The organism is Streptomyces sp. NPDC055506, assembly GCF_053643595.1.
Map to the genome: position 1 here is coordinate 94,979 of NZ_JBSHKH010000002.1, position 21,085 is coordinate 116,063.

General features: G+C 69.8%; 14 protein-coding genes and 2 pseudogenes. 9 read left to right on the forward strand and 7 right to left on the reverse strand.

Translation table 11 applies throughout. The features are described 5' to 3' along the window. Positions 1–55 precede the first annotated feature (55 nt). Together ACWIF2_RS01280 and ACWIF2_RS01285 are read left to right on the forward strand one after the other, a co-directional pair. On the forward strand, positions 56–901 hold the full coding sequence (locus ACWIF2_RS01280; protein ID WP_454357940.1) for a methyltransferase domain-containing protein: 846 nt from the start codon (positions 56–58) through the stop codon (positions 899–901). 110 nt (positions 902–1,011) lie between these two features. After that, positions 1,012–3,405 (forward strand): HAD-IC family P-type ATPase, encoded by a 2,394-nt coding sequence (locus tag ACWIF2_RS01285; protein ID WP_454357941.1) that lies wholly within the window; start codon positions 1,012–1,014, stop codon positions 3,403–3,405. Positions 3,406–3,535: 130 nt separating this feature from the next. On the opposite strand, the pseudogene ACWIF2_RS01290 reads toward ACWIF2_RS01285, so the two are convergent. Next, positions 3,536–3,712: pseudogene (locus tag ACWIF2_RS01290) on the reverse strand (hypothetical protein); the annotation flags it as partial. A gap of 125 nt (positions 3,713–3,837) precedes the next feature. Between ACWIF2_RS01290 and ACWIF2_RS01295 the strand changes: the two are divergent. Then, positions 3,838–5,129 (forward strand): annotated as a pseudogene (locus tag ACWIF2_RS01295) (RNA-guided endonuclease InsQ/TnpB family protein). Here ACWIF2_RS01295 and ACWIF2_RS01300 read toward each other — a convergent pair. The 3 genes from ACWIF2_RS01300 to ACWIF2_RS01310 form a co-directional block, all read right to left on the reverse strand. After that, positions 5,095–5,952: a hypothetical protein gene (locus ACWIF2_RS01300; protein WP_454357942.1), complete on the reverse strand. Its 858-nt coding sequence runs from the start codon at positions 5,950–5,952 to the stop codon at positions 5,095–5,097. The pseudogene ACWIF2_RS01295 and the gene ACWIF2_RS01300 overlap by 35 nt on opposite strands. A gap of 210 nt (positions 5,953–6,162) precedes the next feature. Beyond that, positions 6,163–7,731: a trypsin-like serine protease gene (locus tag ACWIF2_RS01305; RefSeq protein WP_454357943.1), complete on the reverse strand. Its 1,569-nt coding sequence runs from the start codon at positions 7,729–7,731 to the stop codon at positions 6,163–6,165. Between the two features lie 84 nt (positions 7,732–7,815). Further along, the gene (locus ACWIF2_RS01310; protein WP_454357944.1) at positions 7,816–8,322 is read right to left on the reverse strand and encodes a hypothetical protein; all 507 of its coding nucleotides are present in this window, start codon (positions 8,320–8,322) and stop codon (positions 7,816–7,818) included. A gap of 426 nt (positions 8,323–8,748) precedes the next feature. On the opposite strand from ACWIF2_RS01310, the gene ACWIF2_RS01315 reads away from it, so the two are divergent. Both ACWIF2_RS01315 and ACWIF2_RS01320 read left to right on the forward strand, forming a co-directional pair. Beyond that, entirely contained in the window at positions 8,749–12,297 is a 3,549-nt protein-coding gene (locus ACWIF2_RS01315; protein WP_454357945.1) for an ALF repeat-containing protein, read from the forward strand. A 10-nt stretch (positions 12,298–12,307) separates the two neighbouring features. Further along, the gene (locus ACWIF2_RS01320; RefSeq protein ID WP_454357946.1) at positions 12,308–12,631 is read left to right on the forward strand and encodes a hypothetical protein; all 324 of its coding nucleotides are present in this window, start codon (positions 12,308–12,310) and stop codon (positions 12,629–12,631) included. Positions 12,632–12,691: 60 nt separating this feature from the next. On the opposite strand, the gene ACWIF2_RS01325 is transcribed toward ACWIF2_RS01320, so the two are convergent. Together ACWIF2_RS01325 and ACWIF2_RS01330 are read right to left on the reverse strand one after the other, a co-directional pair. Continuing rightward, positions 12,692–15,823, reverse strand: coding sequence for a sacsin N-terminal ATP-binding-like domain-containing protein (locus ACWIF2_RS01325; protein WP_454357947.1), 3,132 nt, complete (start codon positions 15,821–15,823; stop codon positions 12,692–12,694). A gap of 101 nt (positions 15,824–15,924) precedes the next feature. Then, positions 15,925–16,854: a DUF3027 domain-containing protein gene (locus ACWIF2_RS01330; protein WP_454357948.1), complete on the reverse strand. Its 930-nt coding sequence runs from the start codon at positions 16,852–16,854 to the stop codon at positions 15,925–15,927. 262 nt (positions 16,855–17,116) lie between these two features. On the opposite strand from ACWIF2_RS01330, the gene ACWIF2_RS01335 reads away from it, so the two are divergent. The 4 genes from ACWIF2_RS01335 to ACWIF2_RS01350 all read left to right on the forward strand — a co-directional run bounded on the left by ACWIF2_RS01335 (position 17,117) and on the right by ACWIF2_RS01350 (position 20,652). Further along, positions 17,117–18,517: an MFS transporter gene (locus ACWIF2_RS01335; protein ID WP_454358014.1), complete on the forward strand. Its 1,401-nt coding sequence runs from the start codon at positions 17,117–17,119 to the stop codon at positions 18,515–18,517. A gap of 62 nt (positions 18,518–18,579) precedes the next feature. Further along, positions 18,580–19,053: a DUF2771 domain-containing protein gene (locus ACWIF2_RS01340; RefSeq protein WP_454357949.1), complete on the forward strand. Its 474-nt coding sequence runs from the start codon at positions 18,580–18,582 to the stop codon at positions 19,051–19,053. After that, positions 19,023–19,814, forward strand: coding sequence for a futalosine hydrolase (locus ACWIF2_RS01345; RefSeq protein ID WP_454358015.1), 792 nt, complete (start codon positions 19,023–19,025; stop codon positions 19,812–19,814). The genes ACWIF2_RS01340 and ACWIF2_RS01345 overlap by 31 nt, the downstream gene beginning before the upstream one ends. After that, the gene (locus ACWIF2_RS01350) at positions 19,804–20,652 is read left to right on the forward strand and encodes a 1,4-dihydroxy-6-naphthoate synthase (protein ID WP_454357950.1); all 849 of its coding nucleotides are present in this window, start codon (positions 19,804–19,806) and stop codon (positions 20,650–20,652) included. Before ACWIF2_RS01345 ends, ACWIF2_RS01350 begins: the two co-directional genes overlap by 11 nt. A 6-nt stretch (positions 20,653–20,658) precedes the next feature. On the opposite strand, the gene ACWIF2_RS01355 is transcribed toward ACWIF2_RS01350, so the two are convergent. Beyond that, positions 20,659–21,042 carry a cold-shock protein gene (locus tag ACWIF2_RS01355; RefSeq protein ID WP_189729237.1) on the reverse strand — a complete coding sequence of 128 codons (384 nt, stop codon included), beginning with the start codon at positions 21,040–21,042 and terminating at the stop codon, positions 20,659–20,661. Between the last annotated feature and the right edge of the window lie 43 nt (positions 21,043–21,085).

Sequence of the window (21,085 nt, forward strand, 5' to 3'; positions counted from 1 at the left end):
CTCCCTACTCTCAAGAGGAGACGGCGAACGCCCGGAACCGGTGAGGAGCGCAGCCATGACGACGCAGAACAGCGAGGTAGAGGCCGACCGGACTCTGAAGGCCAAGCACCGGGCGATGTGGGCCCAGGGCGACTACCCGTCCCTGGCCGCCGAGGTCATCCCCGGACTGGGAGCGGTCCTGGTCGAGGCATGCGGCGTGCGCCCCGGCCAACGCGTACTGGACGTGGGCGCCGGCAGCGGCAACGCCGCGATCCCCGCGGCCCTGGCCGGTGCGGACGTCATCGCCTCCGACCTGACCCCGGAGCTGTTCGCGGCCGGCCGGCTCGCCGCCGAGAAGCAGGGCGCGGACCTCACCTGGCAGGAGGCCGACGCCGAGGCACTGCCCTTCGCCGACGCGGCATTCGACACCGTGCTGTCCTGCGTCGGCGTCATGTTCGCCCCGCACCACCAGCAGTCCGCCGACGAACTCGTCCGGGTCTGCCGGCCGGGCGGCACCATCGGCCTGCTGAGCTGGACACCCCAGGGCTTCATCGGCCGGATGTTCGCCACGATGAAGCCGTACGCGCCCCCGCCCCCGCCGGGCGCCCAGCCGCCCCCGCTGTGGGGAGACGAGAACCACGTACGCGCACTCCTCGGCGACCGGGTCACCGACGTCCGCACCGAGCGCGGGACCGCCCGGGTAGACCGCTTCGCGACGCCGGAGGCGTTCCGGGACTACTTCAAGGAGCGCTACGGCCCGACGATCGCCGTCTACAAGAACATCGCCGACGACCCCGACCGCGTCGCCGCGCTGGACCGCGACCTGGTGGAGCTCGCCCGCGACGGCGGCCTGGGAACGGACCCGAGCGGGACGGCCCTGGAGTGGGAGTACCTGCTGTTCACCGCCCGCCGGACAGGCTGACGGACGCATACAACTGCCGTACGACCAGGGCACGACGCCCATCCTCCCCAGGTCGGATCTTCCCCGCATTCAGCAGGTGAAGCGGCAAATCCGCACGTACCGTCGAATGCATGACGCATCTCGACGCGGGTGCCCGGCTCGACTCCGTCCGGCCGGCGACGGTCACCTCGCCCGTGACCGGCCTGACCGGTGCTCAGGTCGCCGAGCGCGTGGAGCGCGGGCAGATCAACGACGTGCCGGTGCGCAGCAGCCGCTCCACCGTCGACATCGTCCGCGCGAACGTCTTCACCCGCTTCAACGCGATCATCGGCGTGCTCTGGCTGATCATGCTGGTCGTCGCGCCGATCCAGGACAGCCTGTTCGGCTTCGTGATCCTCGCCAACACCGGCATCGGGATCGTCCAGGAATGGCGGGCGAAGAAGACCCTGGACTCGCTCGCGCTGATCGGCGAGGCGCGCCCAACCGTCCGCCGGGACGGAGTCGCCGCCCAGGTCAGCACCTCCGAGATCGTCCTCGACGACCTGATCGAGATCGCCCCCGGCGACAAGGTCGTCGTCGACGGTGTCTGCGCGGAGGCCGACAACCTGGAGATCGACGAGTCACTGCTCACCGGCGAGGCCGACCCGGTGGTCAAGAGCCCCGGCGACCAGGTGATGTCGGGCAGTTTCGTGGTCGCGGGCGGCGGGGCGTTCCAGGCGACGAAGGTCGGGCGTGAGGCGTACGCCGCCCAGCTCGCCGAGGAGGCCTCGCGGTTCACCCTCGTCCAGTCCGAGCTGCGCTCCGGCATCTCCACGATCCTCAAGTACGTGACGTGGATGATGGTCCCGACCGCGATCGGCCTGATCATCAGCCAGCTGTTCGTGAAGGACAACCCCTTCAAGGACTCCGTGGCGCGCACGGTCGGCGGCATCGTCCCGATGGTCCCCGAGGGGCTGGTCCTGCTCACCTCCGTCGCCTTCGCCATCGGCGTCATCCGGCTGGGCCGCAAGCAGTGCCTGGTCCAGGAGCTGCCCGCGATCGAGGGACTGGCCCGGGTCGACACCGTCTGCCTCGACAAGACCGGCACCCTCACCGAGGGCGGCATGGACGTCACCGAGTTGCGGCCGCTGGGGGACGCCGACGAGACGTACGTACGACAGGTCCTCGGCGCCCTCGGCGAGTCGGACCCGCGGCCGAACGCCTCCCTGATGGCGATCATCGACGCCTACCCGGACGGCGAGCAGTGGCGCTGCACCCAGGCGCTGCCCTTCTCCTCGGCGCGCAAGTACAGCGGCGCCGCGTTCGCCGAGGCCGGCGGGGGGACGAGCACCTGGCTGCTCGGCGCACCGGACGTCCTGCTGCCCGACGACGACCCGGCCCTCGCCGAGACCGGGCGGCTGAACGAGCAGGGCCTGCGGGTGCTGCTGCTCGCCCGGGTCGAACGCGACCTCGACGACGCCGAGGTGACCGAGGGGGCGAAGCCCACCGCCCTGGTCGTCCTGGAGCAGCGGCTGCGGCCGGACGCGGCCGACACTCTGAGCTATTTCGCCGACCAGAACGTCCGGGCGAAGGTCATCTCGGGCGACAACGCGGTGTCGGTCGGCGCGGTCGCCTCGAAACTCGGGCTGTCGGGCACCACCGTCGACGCCCGCCGGCTACCGGCCGACGAGGACGGCATGGCCCGGGCCCTCGACGACAACACGGTGTTCGGGCGGGTCACCCCGCAGCAGAAGCGGACCATGGTGGGGGCGTTGCAGTCCCGCGGGCACACGGTCGCGATGACGGGCGACGGGGTGAACGACGTCCTCGCCCTGAAGGACGCCGACATCGGCGTGGCGATGGGCTCGGGCTCGGAGGCGACCCGGGCGGTCGCGCAGATCGTGCTGCTGAACAACAGCTTCGCCACGCTGCCGTCGGTGGTGGCGGAGGGCCGCCGTGTGATCGGCAACATCACGCGCGTGGCGACGCTGTTCCTGGTCAAGACGGTCTACTCGGTGCTGCTGGCCGTCCTGGTGGTCTGCTCACAGGTCGAGTACCCGTTCCTGCCGCGCCACTTGACCCTGCTGTCGACCCTCACCATCGGCGTCCCGGCGTTCTTCCTCGCGCTCGCGCCCAACAAGGAGCGGGCCAGGCCCAACTTCGTACGGCGGGTCATGCGGTACGCGATCCCGGGCGGGGTGGTGGCCGCGGTGGCGACCTTCGCGACGTATCTGATCGCCCGACAGCACTACTCGGGCGCGGGCGCGCTGGACGCGGAGACCAGTGCGGCGACGCTCACGCTGTTCCTGATCTCGATGTGGGTCCTGGCGATCATCGCCCGGCCGTACACCTGGTGGCGTATCGGCCTGGTGGCGTCGATGGCGGGGGCGTTCCTGCTGGTCCTGGTGGTGCCGTGGCTCCAGCACTTCTTCGCGCTGAAGCTGGTCGGCATGACCATGCCGTGGATCGCGGTCGGCATCGCGGTGGTCGCGGCGGCCACCCTGGAACTCACGTGGAGGTGGGTGGACCGCCGCTTCCCGGCGTAGCCCGCTCTACCGAGAGGGCTTTTGCAGAAGCCTCTGCGTTCACGCCGGGGGATGAATGCATCTCAAGGCTGCTCTGACCTGCGCCCTGTGACAAATGCCGCTTCTGCTCGATGTACTGGCGGCCGCTCGCCTACGGTGCTCCGCCGCACGATGCGGAGTAGTACGAGGGCGACCACAGATACCTGTGCATGACGGCGCGGTTGATACGGCCGGTGAACTCTCCCCAGCCTCCGGCCGGGAGGTACCCCAGCCGTATCCGGCGAGCCGAAACGCCTTTAAGGCTGTTGAGCAGCTTCGAGACGGCGACATTTCGTCGAACACCTCACACCGCGCGAGTATCGAGTCGAACGCAGGTGCTCACATCGTGTGCAGTTCCAGTTGGATGTGATCTTTCGCCGCGACCGGCCGTGAAGCGGCCATACCGTGATCGATATGCAGCTTCGCTACAACTACCGGGCCTACCCAGACGCTCCGCAGCGCCGTGCGCTGGCGAAGGCGTTTGGATGCGCCCGTGTGGTGTGGAACGACTGCCTGCGCGACCGGAAGGAAGCGCACGCAGCGGGGCTGCCATACGTGAAGTCAGCGGATCTCTCCAAGTTGCGCATCACACAGGCCAAGCGCACCGAGGAACGCGCCTGGCTCGCCGATGTGCCGGCGGTCGCCCTGCAACATCCCTGCGGGACCTGGACACCGCCTACAAGAACTTCTTCGACAGTTGCAAGGGCAAGCGACAGGGCCGGAAAGTCGGCCCGCCTCGGTACAAGTCGAAGAGAGACACCCGGCAGTCGATCCGCCTCACCACCAGCGCCTTCTCCCTCCAGGGCAACGGCACGGTGTACGTGGCCAAGGTCGGCAATCTCAAGGTCAAGTGGTCGCGGCGGCTTCCGGCCGCGCCTACGTCCCTGACCGTCACCAAGGACAGCTGTGGCCGGTACTTCCTCAGCTTCGTCGTGGATACCGAGCCGGACTTCCTCCCCAAGGTAGAGGCCGAGTCCGGTATCGACCTGGGCCTGTCAGCCTTCGCGGTCCTGTCCGACGGCCGGAAGATCGACAGCCCTCGCTTCCTGCGCCGGGCGGAGAAGAAACTCAAACGACTTCAGCGGGAGCTGTCCCGCAAGACGAAGGGATCGAAGAACCGGGCCAAGGCCCGCATCAAGGTCGCACGCCAGCACGCGCGTGTGGCGGACCGGCGCCGGGACTGGCACCACAAGGCATCCACGCAGATCATTCGCGACAACCAAGCGGTGTACGTGGAAGACCTCGCGGTGTCCGGTCTCGGCCGCACCCGGCTCGCCAAGTCCGTGTATGACGCGGCATGGTCCGCGTTCGTACGGATGCTGGAGTACAAGGCGGCTCTGCACGGCCGCACCTTCGCCAAGGTGGACCGTGCCTTCCCGTCCTCTCAGATCTGCTCGGCCTGCGGCTTCCGGGACGGCCCCAAGCCGCTGCACGTCCGAGAATGGACGTGCAGCGCGTGCAAAACGGTGAACGACCGCGACCACAACGCAGCCCGCAACGTCCTGTTCGAAGGACGCCGTATCGTCGCCGCCGGACGGGCGGAGACGCTAAACGCCTGTGGAGCGCCGGTCAGACGGGCACACGTGCCCGCACAGCGCGGTGAAGCAGGAAGCCCCCGGAAGGGTCAGACGACCCAGGCCGGAATCCCTGCGACTCTAGGACAGGAGCACGTCAATTCACGTCGACGAAGTCGCCCGTGGCGTTGACCGCCGGGGTGGTCGTCGTGCCCGCGAAGGAGTAGCGGAAGTAGCCGTCCACGGAGGCCTTGACCGTGGTCTTCAGCTCGCCCGTGGAGTTCGACTTGATGGTCTTCACCGTGGTGTAGGTGTTGGAGGTCTTTTTACGGAACTGCAGCTTCACCGACTGGTTGGTGTAGCCGTGGTACTTGTTGTCGTCCCAGTTGGCGCGGGACAGCTTGCCGGTGACGGTGATGGTCTTGCCCTTCTTCACCGGCTCGGGCGAGGCGTTGACCGTCAGCTTGGAGTAACGCTGCACCCGGACGGCCCCGAGACCGTCCTGGACCTTGGAGTCCTCTTCGCCGGCAATGGCGAGGCCGCCCGCGTTCCACGTGCCGGCCTCGTCGCTCGACAGGTCGCCGTCAGCGGGGCGGATGGTGATAACCCCCTTGCAGCTGAGCTTGGTCGACGAGGTGGCGGTGCAGGTCGCCGGGTCGTCGCTGATCAGCACGTTGCTCGCGGTGGCCCCCGAGCTGCCCTTGTAGATGAGCGGGCCGTTGGCAAAGTTCTCGGCACTGGTGTCCAGGTCAGCGGCGTGCGTCAGGGTGTAGGTGACCTGGACGCTGACCGCGTTCGTGGTGCCGACGACTATGTTCTTGCCGCTGTTCACCTTCATGTTCGCGAAGGTGACGTCGAGGTCGGCGGCGGTGCCGGTCACGCCGTCGGCAGTGGCCGCACCGAAGGTGGTCCTACCCGACGACCACGGCACGTCGGCTGCTTGCGCGGCCGGGATAACGACGGCGGAAAGGGCCAGGGCGCCGGTAACGGCGGCCACGGTGGCTCGGATGCGCATGTGTTCCCCAGGGGGAGAAGTGATCTAGGAGTCTGACTGACTCACGTGACTTGATCAACGACACATGGGAATGGTTGTACGGTCCGATGCAGATTTGGTGAACAGCTTGGAGAAGTCGGAAGGGTTGCGTGCTGCCGAGAGCGGTCGGGCTGAGCGCGGGGCCCGGCCCTCGAAATTCGGGGACCGGGCCTCGCTCACCGTGTGAAGCAGCTAGACCGACGGCCACATGCTCTTGCCGGCCATCAGTGCGCCCTTGCCGTCGCCTGCGAACCAACGCAGATCGCCGTTCGCCTGCACAGCAGCGAGGTCGGCCTTTCCGTCACCGTTGAAGTCACCGCCGAGGACGGGGCGGTCGCTGGTCCAGCTCTTGTCGGGCCACATCAAACGGGCCTTGTCGAAGGTGCCGTCGGCCTTGCCGGGGTGGAGGTGCAGTGCCCCGTCGGCGCCGACGGCAGCGATGTCGGACCGATTGTCACCGTTGAAGTCGGCCGAGGCGATGTGCTTCTTCTTCCACGTTTTGTCCGGCCACACCGACTTCTTCTGGTTGACCAGCTTGCCGTCGGCACCCCTCTTGTACGTGTACAGGGAACCGTCCGGCCACTGGAACAGCAGGGTGTCACGGCCTGCGGCGCCCGTTCCGACCGCGGCGGCGGGCAGACCGTTCTTCCACGAGGCGTCCTTCCAGAGCTCCTCGTACCGCCAGATCTCACGGCCTGGGAGCGAACTGTGCCGCTTCCCCAGGAGAAGGTCCCCGTCCGTGCCGCCGACACTGATCACTTCAGGGCCCGACGCAGCGTCGAAGTCGCCCGCGATGATCTGCTTCTGGGTGCCTCGACCGAGGGCAGTCAGCGGGCGCCCATATTCGAGCGTGCCGTCGCGGCGGCCGTAGAAGACCAGCACAGAATCGTCCGCCATGAGTGACGCGATGTCCGTGCGCCCGTCACCGTTGAAGTCCGCGGACGTCATCACATCGGTGATGTGCTCCTTGCGCGATGTCAACCGGACCCTCTGCACCCAGTCCGCGATGTCATCGACGCGAGTGGCTACGGCACCAGTACGCGTCTCCTCGGAATTGAGGCAACCTCCGCCCCAGGCTGCGGTAACCACACCTACCACCCGACCGCTGGAGTTGAGCACCGGGGCTCCGGCATCCCCCCTGCACAGGGCGGCACCGGCCGCCCTGGGGGAAACCTCCAGGGTCGAAGGTTTCACCATGTCCACGCCGAAGGAGCCGGTATGGGCGCGGCTGGGCACCCACTCCTGGTGGGTCCGCCCGAAACCAACCGCCCTGAGCTGGTCTCCCTGGGCCGGCACGGCGGTAGCGATCGTAGCCGCGGAAACGTCAGGGAAAGGACCGTCGAGCGGGTTCCGAGGTGTGGTCAAGTCACTCAGACGCGCCATAACAAGATCGCGACTCGGGTGCGGCACCAGTTCCTGGACCCTCTGCTTCTCACGCGCCGACGCTGCAGGGCTGTTGCCGTCGAGAGTCACATCGGCCACGGTGGTTTGAGGCAAGGGAACCGACGAGAAGCAACTGGCTGCAGTAAGCACCCACTGCTGATCGACCAGCGTCCCTGAGCAGGCTCGTTCAATGTCGGGGGACGAGCTGATGTGGAGCTTCACGGCGAACTCGTCGGTTCCGCCCGCGACCTGCTCACCTCCGACGGACTGGGCTGACGAAGCGGTGAGGAGTCCAGCCGTCAGTCCGGCCGCCACCATGCCGGCGCCCCACACCATGCGCGTCCCACGTAGACGGGCACCAATCACGTTCTTCCTCACATCACGAAGACGGGTTCTGCGCAGGCAGAAGAGATTTCGAATCCGTACGCCTGGCGACGCACGGATCATGGACGACTGAGCGGATCAACGGGTCACGCGCAGTTCGACGAGCACCGACCTGGCGCCTCCGACGGTCCCCTCACCAACGGACGTCCACCCACCCTCGGGGACGACGACCGAGGTGGTCTCGCCATTGGCCGTGAGGTCGGCGTGTACTGGCTGGTCCGCAGCCTCCACCGCGAAGACCCGGGGGAGCTCCAGCGTGAGGCGGCCTGTGTCACCGAGAGCCTTGAAACAGTAGGTTCCCGCGCGCCCCTCGGCGGCATCCTCGACGGTCAGCACCCGGATCTGCTGAGCGGCTTGGTCACACTCGGCCAGCAGGATGTGCCCGTCGCCCTTCTTCAGCTTGATCCCCTTGTCGGCAAGGATCTTTGCAGCTCCGGGATAGGTGTAGTCCTCTACCGCGTTAGGCGGTGCCTCAGACGCGGGCGGCTGAGCCGCATCGTCGGCAAAGGCAATGGATACTCCTGCCGCGCCGATCAAGGAAACCAGAATCCCGGATATGACGAAACTTCGGGCACGAAAAGGCATAGAAAAATCCCTTCAGCGAGATATACGCGACCTCTGAATCGCCGTCAACGTGTACCTGAAATGCAAGCTGCCACGGCATCGCGAGCAAAAGGCGGACACACCGTAAACACGAGAGCACCCGATCGTCAACACATATTCTTCACGCCATGACCGAAAATAGCCCTGGTCAACCTACCGCAAAGGAAGGCTAATCGGGCATTCCACTAGGGCCGCTCGGCCGTCATTCAACTTTTCAGGGTGGGCCAAATATCTGATTCTCCGGTGGATACCGCAGCAGCTATGCTCACCTCTCCCTATTCGGCGACAAGCTTGGGGAGCGTCGCCGACTACCGAGACAGGTGCTCAGTGAATCGAAGAACTGACCAGCTCGAAGACGCTGGGAAAGCGACACGCGTATTACGCAGAGCAGCACTGAGATTGCTGCCTTTGACCCTGGCTGTCGGCCTGCTGGGTTCTCCGCCCGCCGCCGCTGTCGGGGGCGCCCGGGACAGCATCCGGGTCGCCGATCAGGCAGAGGTCGTCCCTTCCGACCGCGGCCGGGTCGTGGACTACTGGAAGGAGGGCGGCCCCGGTGTCAAGTCAGCCGCCGAGGCGGCGCTGACCGGCAGCGACGCCGACGTGCAAGCCTTTCTAAGGGCCGTAGAGAACTTGGCCTTCCAGGACAAGCGGGTGAGCGCCGCCCAACTCGCCTCGGTGGGCGGCCCGGAGCTGCTGACCGCGGCTCGTGCAGCGCTCGCGGGAACCCAGGAGGAGCTGAAGGCCTTCGTCAGCTGGGGCTGGGAAGGCCCGATGGAACAGGACAACCGGGTCCGGGTGGCCCAGGTTGTCGACATGGGTGGGCCCAACGTGCAGGACGCCGGACGGGCCGCGTTGAACGGCACGTCCGACGACATCCGGAAGTTCCTCGCTGAAGGCCAGTACGTCAAAGGTGAGCAGGACGAGCGGGTACAGCTCGTCCAAATAATCAGCACGGGCGGCACCAATGTACGCGCGGCTGGACGCATAGCACTGAGCGGTAGCGCTGCGGACATCCGGGAGTTCCTGCAGGTGGGCCAGTTCATCGCCCGGGCGAAAGACCAGGAGCACGCCACCGTCGCCGAACTCGCCCAGCAGGCGAAGGAGGCAGGACGGCAGGCTGCCGCACAGACGGCGGCCGCCAAGACCGAGTCCGCCAAAGCTGTGAAGGCCTCGCAGCTCGCGAAGGAAGCCGCCTTGGAGGCCAAGGCGGAGGCCGAGGCTGCCAAGGACGACACTGCCAAAGCCGCTCGAGCCGCCAAACGGGCTGCCACCGCCGCTTCCCAGGCCGCCACTTCGGCACAGCGGGCGATCGACGCTGCCAGTGCCGCGAACAACTCGGCACGCGTAGCAGCCAACGCGGCCTCCCAGGCAGCTGCGGCCGCGGCCGGCGCCTCCCAGGCAGCCTCTCGCGCCCGCAACGCCGCCGCGGACGCCGCAGTAGACGCCAAGGACGCGGAGGCGGCAAAGGTTGCGGCAAAGGCAGCCCATGCGGCTGCCGAAGGCGCCAATTTGGCCGCAGACGCCGCCGACCAGGCGGCCAAGGCCGCCGACGCGGCGGGCGACGCCGCCCACTCCGCGGCGAGCGCGGGCGCCAACGCCAACGCCGCTGCGAACGCCGCGGTCGAAGCCGGCAACTACGCAGGCCAGTCGAGCGCCGCCGCCGTGGAGGCACGGGCCGCCGCAGCCAGAGCCAAGAGCCAGGCGGCTGAGGCCAGCCGCGCCGCGACCGCAGCCGAAACCTTGGCCCGCAAGGCAGCCACGGCAGCACGTGAGGCCCGGGATGCCGCGAAGTCTGCGGCCACGCATGCCAAGAACGCAGGTGATGCCGCCCTGGAGGCGGCCAAGTACGCCGGTGACTCCGCAAAGGCGGCGGCCAGGTCCACGGACCACGCGAACGCCGCGACCGCCGCGGCGACCACTGCTACCAACGCCGTGACCAAGGCCCAGCAGATCTACACCCTCGCCCGTGAGGTCGAGACCGAGGAATTGCTCGGCCGCACCAACGCGGGCGTCGAACTGGCCAAGCAGGACAAGGCCGACGCCGATGCCCACGCAACCGCGCAAGCCGCGCATGACAAGGCCGCCAAAGACCGGGACGCCGAACGGGACCGGCTGGTGACCGAGGCGGCCAAACCCGGCGCCGACCTCGCAACCATCGCCCACAAGGGCCGTGACCTGGCCGTCCTCGTGATGAAGAGCGGCACTGCGTGGGGCCGAGCCGCGGCTGAAGCCGCCTTGGGCGGACCCGACGACGTGGTCATTGACTACCTGCGCACCGGGTGGGAGACGGCGAAGCAGCAGGACGACCGCTCCTACGTCGAGCGCCTCGCCGAAGAGAGCGCGGACAAAGCCGTGCGGGAAGCGGCCGAGGCCGCGCTCGACGGCGACGCGGCCGCCGTCACCCAGTTCGTCGAGACCGGGCAGTACCAGGTCAGCGCACAAGGCATGCGCGTCGCCATCGCACAGGTCCTCGACGGCGCAGGCCCCGTCCTCGCCGACGCTGGCCGGACCGCCCTCGACTCTGGGGACCCGACGAAGTACAGCGAGTTCCTGATTACCACGCAGCACACCGCGCGAACCCAGGACGAGCGAGTCAAGGCAGCGCAACTGATCGACAGCGGCACTCCAGAGGTGAAGTCGGCAGCCCGGATCGCGCTGGCGGGGTCTCCACAGGCACTGCACGCCTTCATCGTCTCCGGCCAGTACAAGGCACTGAGGAAGGACCACCTGTCCGCCACCCACGTGGCGCAGGTCCAGAAACTGATCGCGGACGCTGCGAAGGTCTCGGCCACTGCCCAGCAGAACGCCGCTACTGCCCAGAAGGTGGCCGCCACCGCCCGTAAGGCAGCCGCGGAAGCCACCGAGTGGGCGAAGAAGGCCGATACCTCGGCGGCCAAGGCGCAGGGCTACGCCAAGCAGGCCGACCAATACGCCAAGAACGCCGAGACATCGGCAGCGCAGGCCGCGGCCTCCGCCAAAACAGCCCGGGACGCCGCGAACCGCGCGGACGCCGACGCTGCCAGCGCCGCGAAGTCAGCGGCCGACGCCACGCTTTCCTCCGAGGCGGCTCAAGCCTCCGCGTCAACCGCGGCGCACTACGCCGACGAGGCACGCAAGTCGGCAGTCGCGGCGGGCAAGGATGCGGCAGCCGCGCTCAAGGCCGCCACCGAGGCGTTCACCGCGGCGGTCACCAAGTACCGGGAAGAGGAGGAGAAGCGACGCAAGGCCGCCGTCAAGGCCAAGGAGGAGGCGGAGAACGGGCCGAGCCCAGCCGAGCAGTACCGCTGCCAGCAGGGGTACATCCCATGTGACCAGCCAGGCTTCGCCCGCTGGTGCCAGCAGTCGGAGATCGCTTGCGACATCGTGGCGCATGGCAAGGAGTTCGGCGACGCGATGGAGGATCTCTGGAACATTGAGAAGGATCTCCTGAGCCTCAGTGGATTCGAAAAATGCCTACGAAAGAAGGACTTCGACAGCTGCAAGGGCGTCACCACGGACGTCCTGCTCAGTGGCAAGCTCAAAGCTCTGGATCGGGTGTACGACGAGCTGAAGCTGCTCAAGCGCGGCTGCAAGGTAGTCGGCAAGGCGCCGCTGCGGACGGCGACGAAGACCAGGTTCACTACCGTTCTCGCCACCGCCTCGGGCGGGGTTCCCTGCGGAGAACACAACGTGCCGGGGCTGCCCCGGGACAAGTCGATGATCACGAATGGTCCGGGTGACTGCGAGGCGTGTGCCAAGGCGATCCGGGATGGTCTGGGAGGCGGTGAGATCTTCCGGTTCGACAAGCCCGGCCCTTTCTTCGGCGACTACCGTGGCCAGTACAACAACTGGACGCACCACTATGTCGTGGTGCTCAACGGACGGGTCTACGACGCCTTCACTCCGCGGGGTGGGGAGACGATCGCCAAGTACAAGTCCGAATGGCTCTATGGCGATATGATCAACTTCGGATTCTGAGGAAGCCCCAGTGAACGACAGAGAGCTGATCGCGCAGATCCGCGCCAGGCCGGGACTCTACGGCCTGATCGGCGCGTACTACCCGACGGTCACTTTCCTCGACGGATACGACCTCGGTCGTTCGGGCGCGCTGTTGCAGGGGTTCACCGACTGGCTCGTCGCCCGCAGGGGCGAGCAGACCAGTCTTGGCTGGCAGGCCCTCGTCCTTGAGGACGCGTTCCCAGATGCCGGTATTCGGCACTGGACGGCCCTGGCCGAAGACCAGCAACAACCAGCCGTGGATCATTTGTTCACCCTGTTGCTCGCCTTCCTGGCCGAGCGGGACGCCGACTAGGCGATATAGGACGGCCGCCCCGGGGACCTCCCAGGGGCGGCCATTCGTCTGCGGTCGACCTCAGTCGAACCACCGGTCCCGCGCCAGTTCCTCCGTCCGGGACGGGTCCTCCAGCAGTGCCGCCACCTCGAACCGCCGCGGCCACTGGCCGGCCGCCCAGGCCAGTCCCGCGGCGACGCCCTCCAGGGTGGCGGCGTGCAGGACACCGTCGTGGGTCAGCCGCCAGTCGATCTCCACGCCGTCGACGACGAGTTCCTCGTGCTCGACGTAGGAGGCCGGGGTCAGCCGGCCGAGCAGCACCCGCACGGGCTCCGGTACGTCGTGCTCGACGCCCTCGGAGGTGACCTGCCCGGTGACGGACTCGCTCAGCCGCCGCACCTGGAAGAGCTCGGCCAGGTCGGCGGCCCGGGAGGGGCGGACCGGCAGCAGCGGGACGCCCGAGGTGAAGGGGAGCAGGTCCGGCGAGTCGACGACCACGGCGTCGGCCGCGTCCACGACCTCCACCCGGCCGTCGACGACCGCGCGCAGCTCGTCCGGCAGGGTCACCTGCTCGGGGTCCAGCTCGGCCAGCGCGCCGTAGAGGGCGTGCAGCTGGGCGTCCGCCACCTCGCGCTCGGGCTCGGCGAGCCGGTCGAGCAGTTCGGCGGCCCCGCCGGGCTCGTCCAGCAGCGCGGCCACGGACGTCCGTACGCCCAGCGCGCGCAGTACCTGTTCGTCCTCGAATCCGGTGGCGTCGGCCTCGTCGTACAGGCCGCGCAGCAGCGGGTCACCGCCGGCGGCCCGCAGACCGGCCGGGCGGCGGCCGTCGAGCACCGGGTTCCCGCGCAGCCACCATGCCGCGTACGGCCGTACGACCTCGTGCGTCCCGTCGTGCAGCAGGATCCGCACGGGCTGGACGATCGCGTCCCGGAAGGGCGGCTGCGACAGCAGGGCCAGGGCTTGGGCCCATTTGTCCTCGTCGACGAGGTCCAGGTCCCGGACGGCGATGATCTCCGTGGCGACCGGCGGGACCGGGCTGTCCGGGAAACGGTCGAGGATGTCCTCGCACCACACGTCGACGGCGTCCAGCAGGCCCGCGTCGTCGGGCTCGGCGAAGTCGCCCTCGCGGGGCTCCAGTTCGTCCGGGTCGAGGACGACGTCGGTGGCGCGGACGAGCGCGAAGTTCACCAGGACCCCGCAGGCGGCGAGTGGCTGCTCGCCCCACCTGCCGGCCAGTTCGGCGTCCACGGCGGCGAGTTCGCCCTCGCGCATCACCTGGGCGAAGGGGCCGCCGGGGAAGACGAGTTCGCAGGCGGGGGCCGGTTCGCCGTCCTCGTCGGGCAGGGCGAGGGCACCGAGCCAGGGCTCGTCGCCGGGCTCCAGGCCGGCGTCCCGGACCAGCGCGAGCACGGTGTCGGCCAGTTCGTCGGCGTCGAGGGTGTCCTCTTCCCAGTTCACCCCGCCCTCGTCGTCCAGGGACGCGGCGACGGCGGCCCGTACCTGCGGGGTGGTGAGCACGGCACGCGGGGTGGCGGGCAGGGCGCCGAGCTTCTCCAGGAGCGGATGGGCGGCGTCCGGGTGGGCGACCTTCAGGCCGAGCCGGGCCAGCATCTCGGGGTCGATACGGGAGGCCTCCGCGCTGGGCAGGAGGACCTGCCGGGGGCCGATCGTCGTACGGCCGTCGGCGAGCGGCACCGGGAGGCCCGACAGCCGGTCGGGGTCCACGCCGGCGAGGCTGTCGTAGAGCCGCCGCCACCAGCCTGGGTCCTTCTCGAGCCCGGCCAGCCGGTCGATCGCGTCGGTCAGCGGGACACGGGCGACGCCCAGGGTCCGCAGCTCCGCGCGCCGCTCGAGACCGCCGGGCAGCAGGGTGGGCAGCACCTCGGCGAGAACCCGCACGGTGTCCGCGCCCGCGCCCTCGACGATCTCGGCGTCACGAGGCCGCAGGGACTCGGGCAGGTCGTCGTCTTCGTGTTCCTGGGGCTCGGCGGCGGGCGGGAGGAACGAGGTCCTCGGCAGCCGCTCCAGGATCGCCTGGCGCAGGGCGCCGTCCAGCTCGCCCTTGCCGAGCGGACCGGGCACGAGGCCGATGATCCCGGTGGTCACCGGCCGCCAGTCGCCGAGGAGTTCGGCGTACGCGTCGGCCGCGCGCTGGACGAGGAAGTCGGTCAGCGGTCCCGGGGCGGCGTGCCGGCGGGTGGAGTCCAGCGGGAACGAGGCGATGAGCAGGGCCGGAACGCCGAGCGGCTCGTCGCTGGGCGTGGGCGCGTGCACGACCGGGCTGGTGCGGGGCCGGGCCGGGCTGCCGTCGCTGTCGACGGGCACGGCCCAGGTGACGGACCACCGCGGCCGCAACCGCTCCTCGACGGGCCGGTCGGCGAGCAGGTCGGGGGTGAGCGGGCCGTGTGCGACGGCGGTGCGCCAGTGGGTGACGCCGCCCTCGGAGTCGTCGACGACGGTGAAGGCCCCGTCGGTACGGCGGGTGATGGTCCTGGGGCTCTCCCCGTTGACCTCCACGACGACCTCTTCGAGGCCGGGGAGGGCGAGCAGCAGCGCGTCGTCGACGGCGTGCAGCAGCCGCTCGGCGAGGTCGGCGGCGGGGTCGTCGCGCAGGGGCAGGATGACGGCCGTGTCGTACGGGGCGGGGGCGGTGCCCTCGGCGGCGAACGGCAGCCGCAGCAGCGGTACGTGCCCGTCGCGCCGCCGGACCTCGTCCCCGAGTCCGGGGCTGTGCCGGGCGGTCTCGGCGGCCAGGTCCCGGGCCTCGGCGAGGGACCAGCGCACCCCGCCGTGCCGGCCGACGACGGCGGGCTCGTCGGTGACGGACAGGACGGCGGCGAAGCCGACACCGAAGCGTCCGACGGCCTGCTCCTGGCTCTCCCGCTTCGCGGAGGCACGCAGCGTGGACAGCGATTCGACACCGGCCGCGTCCAGGGGTGCCCCGGTGTTGGCGGCGACGAGAACGCCGTCCCGCAGGGTGAGCCGCAGCCGTCCCGGCACTCCGGCCCGGGCCGCGGCGTCGGCGGCGTTCTGGGCGAGCTCGACGACGAGCCGGTCCCGGTAGCCGCCGAGGACCAGGTCTTCCTCGGCGTTGGCGTCCTCACGGAACCGGGCGGGGCTGGTGGCCCAGGCGTCGAGGACACCGCGGCGCAGACGCGCGGTACCGAACGGATCGGCCCCCTCGGCGGCGGGCCGCACGAACTTGCTGCTCACGTTGCCGTTCCTTCTCCTCGTCGACGTGAGGACGAAGGTACCGCCTGTGGAGCGGGGGGTGTGCGCCTGCCCGGCCCGGTCACTGCCGGGCGCGCGGGCCGCTACGAGTGGCCCAGTTCCTCCGTGTCCTCGTCCGTCGTCGCCGCGACCGAACCCGAGTCCGCCGCCGGGCGCAGCGGGAAGGGGTCCACCCGGGTCTCGTCGATGACCGGGGAGGGCGGCTGCGGGGGACGGGGCATGACGGCGGCCTCGGAGTGGCCGCCGCAGCCGTAGGTGAGGGAGACGAGGCGGCCGTCAGCCGGGGAGAACTCGTTGGCGCAGACGCCGAAGGCCTGGCCGAGGGAGCCGCCGATGGGGACGAGGAAGCCGCAGGTGACGCAGGCCGCCGGGGCCGACTGGGCCATGGGGGTCTTGGGGCCGAACGCCTCCTCCCAGCGGTCGGCCGCGGTGTACAGGCCGTAGCGGGACAGGACGCGGGCCCGGCGCATGCCGAGCTCCTCCGCGACGCCGGTGATGGAGCCGCGGGTCGGGGTGACCGGGAGGAAGCCGGAGGGGGGTCCCGCGGCGACGTCCGCGTCCTCCGCCTCGACCAGGTCGGCCATCTCGTGCGACACGGGGGAATTCGGTGCCGGCTCGTCCTCGCCCGAGTAGCCGGGCTCCAGACGCAGATCCTCGGCGTCCGTGGGCAGCAGGTCGCCCGGCCCCATGTCGCCGGGGCGCAGCCGCTCGCTCCACGGCACCCACTCGGGCGCGAGCACCGCGTCCGGGCCGGGCAGCAGCGCCGCCTCGTCCACCGTGACGATCTTCGCCCGGGACGCCCGGGCCACCGTCACGGCCCACCGCCAGCCCCGGTACCCCAGCTCCCGGCACTCGAAGAAATGCGTGACAACGCGGTCCCCCTCGGAGACCGTCCCCACGTGCTCGCCGACGATCCCTGGCGCCGCGGCCTCCTCGGCTGCGGCGCGCGCGAGGTCGACGGCCTCGGCGCACAGACGGTCAGGGGTGCGGCTTCGCGTTGTCGCTGCGCTCACAGGTATCGCTTCTCTCCATACGCCGTCTCACGAGTGCGCCACTCCCAGCGCGGGGGCGGACGGAGCGGACCGGGGGACCGCGTCGACGTCCTTCATCCATTTTGCGGGATGGCTGAGATACGCACGCTACCCTTCCGCCCCACTTCGCGTACACCGACGGTCCCATGACCCGACGACCGGGCAGTCATCCGACAGTCACCCCACAGGCCCTATACAAGCGGTAATGGCACTACCCACGGCCTTCTCGGGGCACTATGACGTCGTGGCAGCCGCGAAGACGCCCGTCAAGGGAAGCAGCCGACTGAGCGGACCGGGCCGGATGAGGGGCTCCCTCCGCGCGGTCGGCCGTGCCCTGCACTTCCCGGTGACCGGAACCGCCCGCGGTATCCGCAAGGCCACCCACGCGCACGGCGCCGGCGAGTCCGGCCTCGGCAAGCTGATCGAGCTGCACGGCGTGAACGGCGCCGGCGATGTCATGGTCACCGTCGCGCTCGCCTCGACCGTGTTCTTCTCCGTCCCCACCGACGAGGCCCGCGGCCGCGTCGCGCTGTACCTGGCCATCACCATGGCGCCCTTCACGCTCCTCGCGCCGGTGATCGGCCCCCTCCTCGACCGCATCCCGCACGGCCGCCGGGCGGCCATGGCCGGCGCGATGCTGGCCCGGGCGCTGCTCGCGATCGTCCTGTCCGGGGCCGTCGTCACCGGCGGTATCGAGCTGTACCCGGCGGCGCTCGGCGTCCTCGTCTCGTCGAAGGCGTACGGGGTGGTCAGAAGCGCCGTCGTGCCCCGGCTGCTGCCGCCTCGCTTCTCCCTGGTGAAGGCCAACTCGCGCGTCACCCTCGGCGGGCTCCTCGCCACCGGCATCGCCGCCCCGATCGGCGCAGGCCTCCAGCAGATCGGACCGCGCTGGCCGCTCTACGGCGCCTTCGTGCTCTTCGTGGCGGGGACGATCCTGTCGTTCACGCTGCCGCCCAAGGTCGACTCCGCCAAGGGCGAGGACACCGCGCTGCTCGCCGCGGACGAACAGCATCTGCACGGCCCGCACCGCCGGCCCGTCAAACGCCCCGGGCTGCGCACGGTCGGCCCGGCCGTCACCCACGCCCTGGCCGCCAACGCCTCCATCCGCTGCCTCACCGGCTTCCTGATCTTCTTCCTGGCCTTCCTGCTCCGCGAGCACCCGGTCTCGGGCCAGAGCGCCGCCGTGTCCCTGGGGATCGTGGGCGTCTCGGCGGGCGCGGGAAACGCGCTCGGCACGGCGGTCGGGGCGTGGCTGCGCTCCCGGGCACCGGAGATCATCATCGTGACGGTGGTGGCGTGTGTGGTGGGCGTGGCGGTGCTGGCCTCGGTGTTCTTCAGCGCGGTCCTGGTGGCCTGTCTGGCGGCGATGGCCGGCTTCGCACAGGCCCTGGCCAAGCTCTCCCTGGACGCGCTGATCCAGCGGGACGTGCCCGAACTGGTCCGCACCTCGGCCTTCGCCCGGTCCGAGACCCTGCTCCAGATGTCCTGGGTGCTCGGCGGGGCGGTCGGCATCGCGCTGCCGCTCAACGGCCCGGTCGGGCTGGCGGTGGGCGCCGCGATCGTCGCAGCGGGCTTGCTGCTGACCGTACGGGGGCTGGTCGCCTCGGCCCGGCGCGGCAGTGCGACACGACCGCGCGTGGCGTAGCCGTACGGGCACGCCGTACCCCGCGTGGGCGCTGCCGGTCGTGTGCCCGATAACCTTCGCCCATGAACACGTTGCAATCCGTAGTGCGACGCCGCCGCGCCGTCGCTGTCGCCGGTGTCGTATCCGCCGGACTGCTCGTCCTGTCGGCCTGTGACAAGCCGACGCCGATGGCCACGGTCACCGTGGGCAGCGACTCGGTGAACTCCGAGGCCACCTGTGGCGGCGAGGGCGACGCCCTGAAGCCCGCCGACCTCACGCAGTGCCTGAAGGACAAGGGCATCAAGACCATCTCGGTCGACCCGGACGAGACCGTGCGCTTCGGTGTCGACCCGGAGATCGCCGACAAGGGCTGGACGATCCTGATGAACGGTCAGCCGCTGACCGACAACAGCACGAAGACGTACCGCACCATCCCGGGCAGCGTGTTCTTCAACGCCCAGTACGGCGCGCAGGGCGACTCGACGCTGGTGTCCATCAAGGAGGGCGAGAAGGACACGTCCGGGCTCTGGAACTTCAAGCTCAAGAAGGACGCCTGATCGCTGCCGCTGGGCTTGGCGGGGTGCTGATTGCCACCGCTGTTCCTGTGGAGAGGGACGCGGTGGCACAGGCCTTTGGTGGGTTTTCGCCGGGGTCCGATGAGTCGGCGCTCGGCGTTGCAGGCCGTGGCGCGGCTGCGCGCTGCGACAGCGGCGTGGCTGCGTGCGGCCGGATTGACGTGATCGACGCCGGTGTCGGGCCCGCCCTCGCCGCCGCGTCCGTCGCCTCCGCTCTCACCGCCGCGTCCCTCCGGGGCACCCCCTACGACCTCGTCGTCTCCGCCGGGATCGGGGGCGGCTTCCAGCCCGGGGCGCCCGTGGGGTCGCTCGTCGTCGCCGATGAGATCGTCGCGGCCGATCTGGGGGCCGAGACGCCCGACGGGTTCCTGCCGGTCACCGAGCTGGGGTTCGGGACCGTACGTCACCAGCCGCCCGGGGAGCTCGTGCGGCGGGTCGCCGAGGCCGCCGGGGCCCGTACCGGGGCCGTGCTCACCGTGTCCACCGTGACCGGGACGGCCACCAGGGCCACCGCGCTGCGCGAGCGGCACCCCACCGCTCTCGCCGAGGCCATGGAGGGCTTCGGTGTCGCCGAGGCGGCCGGCGCGCACGGGGTGCCCGTGCTGGAGATCCGGGCGATCTCCAATCCCGTCGGGCCGCGTGACCGCGCCGCCTGGCGCATCGGGGACGCCCTGGCGGCCTTGACCGAGGGTTTCGGGAAGCTCGTGCCCGTACTGGAGAGTTGGAACCGGCATGACCAGTGACCAGTTGCAGATCGCGTACTCCCCCTGCCCCAACGACACCTTCGTCTTCGACGCCCTGGCCCACGGCCGCGTCCCCGGCGCCCCCGCCCTCGACGTGACCTTCGCCGACATCGACGTCACCAACGGCATGGCCGAGCGCGGCGAGTTCGACGTACTGAAGGTGTCGTACGCCGTGCTGCCGTACGTCCTCGACGAGTACGCGCTGCTGCCCTGCGGAGGCGCCCTGGGGCGGGGCTGCGGGCCGCTGGTGCTGACGCGGGAGGCGGATGTCGATCTCGCCGGGCGCACGGTCGCCGTGCCCAGCGAGAAGTCCACGGCCTATCTGCTGTTCCGGCTGTGGGCCGCCGACACCCTGGACGACGGGGTCGGCGAGATCGTCGTCATGCCGTTCCACGAGATCATGCCGGCCGTACGGGACGGGAAGGTCGACGCGGGACTCGTGATCCACGAGGCGCGCTTCACGTACGGCGGCTACGGCCTGCACAAGCTCGCCGACATGGGCGAGCACTGGGAGCACACCACCGGGCTGCCGATCCCGCTGGGCGCGATCATCGCCAAGCGGTCGCTGGGCGAGCAGAGGCTGCGGCTGCTCGCCGACTCCATCCGAACGTCCGTGCGCGCCGCCTGGGACGACCCAGAGGTGTCCCGCCCGTACGTCATGGAACACGCCCAGGAGATGGACCCGGCCGTAGCCGACCAGCACATCGGGCTGTACGTCAACGAGTTCACGGCCGCTCTCGGCGAGGACGGCTACGCGGCCGTACGCGGACTGCTGACACGCGCGGCGGCCGAGGGACTCGTACCGCCCCTCGGCCCGAACGCGCTGCGTTTTCCCTGAGCGGCCTCAGACGTCCAGCTGGTCGGCGACCGCCCGCAGCAGGCCGGCGATCTTCTTGCCGGAGGTCCGCTCGGGATAGCGGCCCCGCTCCAGCATCGGGGTGATGTTCTCCAGCAGGGTCGTGAGGTCCTGGACGATCGAGGCGAGTTCGTCCGGCTTCTTGCGCGTCGCGGCGGCGACCGAGGGGGTCGGGTCCAGAATCGTCAGGGACAGTGCCTGGTCGCCGCGCTGTCCGGCGACCACGCCGAACTCCACTCGCTGACCGGGCTTGAGCGTCTCGACTCCGGCGGGGAGGACCGAGGAATGGACGAAGACGTCACCGCCGTCGTCGCGGGAGAGAAAGCCGAAGCCCTTCTCGCTGTTGAACCACTTGACCTTGCCGGTAGGCACGTCTGTCCTCGTCCTCGTACTCGTCGGAAAACTGCTTCTGGAA